The organism is Enterococcus sp. AZ020 (assembly GCF_050499205.1).
Classification (GTDB): domain Bacteria; phylum Bacillota; class Bacilli; order Lactobacillales; family Enterococcaceae; genus Enterococcus_L; species Enterococcus_L dunnyi.
In genome coordinates this window covers 1-3,576 of sequence record NZ_JBIPAT010000005.1, presented here as the reverse complement: position 1 = coordinate 3,576, position 3,576 = coordinate 1, and the positions used below count along the sequence as shown (strand labels likewise).

Annotated in this window: 7 protein-coding genes and 1 tRNA gene; all 8 read left to right on the top strand. The window is 37.4% G+C overall.

All coding sequences use genetic code 11. The features are described 5' to 3' along the window. Positions 1 to 880, top strand: an 880-nt coding sequence (locus IGI58_RS18090) for an AAA family ATPase (RefSeq protein WP_429955488.1), incomplete at its 5' end; no start/stop codon positions are given. A gap of 228 nt (positions 881 to 1,108) precedes the next feature. Further along, positions 1,109 to 1,504, top strand: coding sequence for a RusA family crossover junction endodeoxyribonuclease (locus IGI58_RS18085; protein ID WP_429955485.1), 396 nt, complete (start codon positions 1,109 to 1,111; stop codon positions 1,502 to 1,504). Then, a complete protein-coding gene (locus IGI58_RS18080) occupies positions 1,501 to 1,722 on the top strand; it encodes a hypothetical protein (protein ID WP_429955483.1) in 222 nt (73 codons plus the stop codon). The genes IGI58_RS18085 and IGI58_RS18080 overlap by 4 nt, the downstream gene beginning before the upstream one ends. Positions 1,723 to 1,728: 6 nt before the next feature. Continuing rightward, positions 1,729 to 1,947, top strand: coding sequence for a hypothetical protein (locus tag IGI58_RS18075; RefSeq protein WP_429955481.1), 219 nt, complete (start codon positions 1,729 to 1,731; stop codon positions 1,945 to 1,947). 3 nt (positions 1,948 to 1,950) lie between these two features. Then, positions 1,951 to 2,445: a hypothetical protein gene (locus IGI58_RS18070; RefSeq protein WP_429955479.1), complete on the top strand. Its 495-nt coding sequence runs from the start codon at positions 1,951 to 1,953 to the stop codon at positions 2,443 to 2,445. A gap of 249 nt (positions 2,446 to 2,694) precedes the next feature. Further along, positions 2,695 to 2,767 (top strand) — tRNA-Asn (locus IGI58_RS18065). 150 nt (positions 2,768 to 2,917) lie between these two features. After that, a complete protein-coding gene (locus tag IGI58_RS18060) occupies positions 2,918 to 3,337 on the top strand; it encodes a helix-turn-helix domain-containing protein (protein ID WP_429955477.1) in 420 nt (139 codons plus the stop codon). Further along, positions 3,337 to 3,576, top strand: a 240-nt coding sequence (locus tag IGI58_RS18055) for a phage terminase large subunit (RefSeq protein WP_429955475.1), incomplete at its 3' end; no start/stop codon positions are given. The genes IGI58_RS18060 and IGI58_RS18055, both read left to right, overlap by 1 nt.

Here is a 3,576-nt window from a genome sequence, read left to right as displayed (position 1 = left end):
ACTGGCGCCTAAATTGATCAGACGAGCGCAAAAAGCTGGGTACATTGCAGTGGTCATTGATCCAATTTATAAAGTACTTACAGGAGACGAGAACAGCGCACATGAAATGGCTAACTTTACAAATCAATTCGATAAGATAGCTACAGAATTAGGATGTGCGGTCATCTACTGTCACCATCACTCCAAAGGATCTCAAGGAGGAAAAAATTCAATTGATCGTTCCAGTGGTTCAGGAGTATTCGCCAGAGATCCGGATGCTATTCTCGATCTAATTGAGTTACCAGTTACTGAGGATCGCTACATTGTTCTCGAAAATCAAGCAGAATGTGATACTTATTCAAGAGCGATTAAATACTACAATCCTTCATATAATGAAATTGGGTTAGATGATCAGTTCAGTAAAAAGCAAATGGGCCATCATTTAATGGCAGCCATTCAAAATCAAGAAACGCTTGCTTATATCGAACAGGAACGACAGCGATCAGTTGAAATCGCTAGACAATGCAGCGCTTGGCGTTTAGAGGGGACACTTCGAGAGTTTCCGAGATTTAAAACTGTCAATGCCTGGTTCAAATTCCCGATTCATGAGCTTGATGATTCATTGCAAGACATTAGTCTAGAAGACAATCCAAAAGAGAAGTGGAAAAAAGGCGTACAGAAATCGAATGAGAGTCGAGCAGATAAGGCAAAAAAAGAACTGGAAGAAGCTTTTAATATTTTAAGTGAAAATGGGGATTCTGTCGAAGTTAGCAAGATTTCAAACTATTTAGATTTAGCTAGAAGTGCAGTTTATGCCAGAATAAAAAAACATGAAAAATTCTCAGTAGAGGACGGTCTGGTCATAAAAGATAACAGTAACGATAATGTCATATCTAAATAGAATTGACAAGGTTTGACAAATAGAGCTATGTTCGTAAACGCTAAATAGAATTGACAAGGTTTGACATTCCTTAAAAATCCTGTCATATCGCTGTCCGTCTTATCCTGTCTACTCTCTCGTAAGAGAGAAGAGTAGACAGAGATAGAGAACGTGACAAATTTTGGCGGAGACAGAGAAAAAAACAACAGGAACACACTAGAATAAAATAACAGGAAATGGAGAATGAAAATGATTGAATTTTTTCTACACATGATACCACCAGAAACAACTCATCAGCAAAAGAAAGTTCATGTGGTTAAAAATAAACCAGTGTTTTATGAGCCGGATGATCTAAAGGCTGCACGAACAAAATTAATGGCTCATCTATCTAAACATATTCCGAAAGAGAGAATTGATGGACCCGTTCGAATGATGATCAAATGGTGCTTTCCATTAGTTGGCAATCATACGAATGGTGAGTACAAATATACTAAGCCTGATCTAGATAACAGTAATAAGTTGATTCAAGATTGCCTAACGAAATTGAATTTCTGGAAAGATGATTCCTATGTAGTCAGTTTAGTTGCTGAAAAATTTTGGTCAGAAGTACCAGGAATCTATATCAGAATTGAGGAGATAGAATGAATTGGGCTGACGTTTTTACAGACATACAGAAATGGATGGAGGCTTCTAATGTTATACGATTGCAGCATCCAATTACTACCGATGAATATTGGGACTGGCTCGTTCAAACGCTTGGCTATTTAGGTAATAAATATAATAACCATCCAGTGGTGTTAGGATTCCTAACTGTTCTGATTGGTGTTCAAGAAGAAAATTATAAAAGTGCAGTAGGAGGATAAAAGAGAATGATCAAAAAAATATTTAAGCATTGGGAAGCAATTCTAATGGTGTTGCTATTTATTTCAGCGATAGTCCACATGTCATTAGGCTATGAGCTTAGGGCCTTGATATATATAATCTTATTATTAGGTATAGGTTTGCAAACAACTTCAAAAGAATTGGTCGAATGGATAAAAACCTTATGCGGTTTGCTTTATCGAATTGAAAAAGGAAGAGAGGAGTAGCTTATGGAAGAACAAAACCAAATTATTGAGCTTGGCGAGAAGACGATGGATCAAATCGCAAAAAGACTTCACAAGTTAAATCTAGCAGAAAAAAAGAAAATCAGAGATAATGCTTATCACAATACAAAAATGTTATTAAGTAACTACAAACTTTTAAAATCTCACTGTGAAATCATCAATGAGCAAATCACGGACGATTTATTAAGTGGAATTTGGGGAGACGATAGGTTGCAATTGACTACTCTTTTAGAAAATAAGGCTAAAACTTCTAAATTGATGGATCATGTAGACAGAGCGTTGATTGAATACAAAGAACAAAACCCTCGTGGCTACGATATGCTCAAAATGAAATATCTAAATGATGCTAAATTAAGCGATATGGATATTTCTATTGAGTATAAAATTGATAGGAGTAGAATCACACGAAAAGTGTCAGAATATATAAATCAGTTTTCTATAATTCTTTTTGGCGCTGAAGTATTATTATCTGACTTTTAACGCACATTTAGCGCACCCGAAGCGCACATTTTCCGTGTTACTATGATAACGTGAAATAAGTAGGTTACCTGAAAAAAACAAAAAAACATGAGAACTCCAATTTTCATAATTTGACTCCTTTAAACATGCCAGAGGGAACCTGTTTTCACTAAGCACTCACAGGCTAACAACAAAAAACTAAAAATAAGGATGGTGAAAACTCTCCCTCATAGAGTTTATTTTACACATTCTTGCCTGTGGGTGTTTTATTGAGATATAGCTCAGCTGGTAGAGCGCCTGACTGTTAATCAGGTTGTCACAGGTTCGAGTCCTGTTATCTCAGTAGCAACCGAGGTTGAGTGGGGAACTGAGGTGGCTGTCATCAAAGGGACAGTCGTGTAGGTTGCTAACAATACATATTTTCGGGTACTTTGTGCCTACATAGTCATCGCATTGCGGTGGCTTTTTATATTGTTCAGAAAGGGGTGAGGTCATGGCGAAATATACGGAATGGCTAACTAAAGAGGGATTATTAAAAATCGAAGGTTGGGCACGTGATGGCCTTACCGATGAGCAGATAGCTGAGAATATAGGAATTAGCAGATCAACGTTAAGCAAATGGAAAAATGATCATTCGGACATATCGGACACCTTAAAAAGAGGAAAAGAGGTAATTGATCGTCAAGTAGAAAATGCATTACTCAAAAGAGCGCTAGGATATGAGTATACTGAAGTAACCAAAGAACTGACTGATGATGGTATGCAGACGACAAAGAAGATCACTAAACAAGTAGCACCAGATACCACAGCTCAGATATTTTGGCTTAAAAATCGCAAGCCTAATGAATGGCGTGATAAGCAAGATATCAACCATTCTGGAGATATTGGCGTTACGATTGTGGATGATGTCTGATGGCAATGGCAGCGAATCAAGTCAAAATCTCAGATATCATTACAGAACCCTTCAAAGAATTTTGGATCGTGTCGAGATGTAAAGAGCATCTGCGGCATGTGCTAAAAGGCGGGCGTGGTTCTGGTAAGTCGTTTCATATTCCGCTAAGAATCCTAGTGGATATTATGGAGTACCCCGTATCTGCAGTTGGAATTCGTAAGGTCCAAAACACATTATTAAAATCAGTATACGCAAACTTC

What these genes read in the sequence shown, in the direction of transcription:
- IGI58_RS18075 (WP_429955481.1), top strand. Translation starts at nt 1,729, where the DNA reads ATGATCAAAAAAATATTTAAGCATTGGGAAGCAATTCTAATGGTGTTG.
- IGI58_RS18070 (WP_429955479.1), top strand. Translation starts at nt 1,951, where the DNA reads ATGGAAGAACAAAACCAAATTATTGAGCTTGGCGAGAAGACGATGGAT.
- IGI58_RS18080 (WP_429955483.1), top strand. Translation starts at nt 1,501, where the DNA reads ATGAATTGGGCTGACGTTTTTACAGACATACAGAAATGGATGGAGGCT.
- IGI58_RS18085 (WP_429955485.1), top strand. Translation starts at nt 1,109, where the DNA reads ATGATTGAATTTTTTCTACACATGATACCACCAGAAACAACTCATCAG.
- IGI58_RS18060 (WP_429955477.1), top strand. Translation starts at nt 2,918, where the DNA reads ATGGCGAAATATACGGAATGGCTAACTAAAGAGGGATTATTAAAAATC.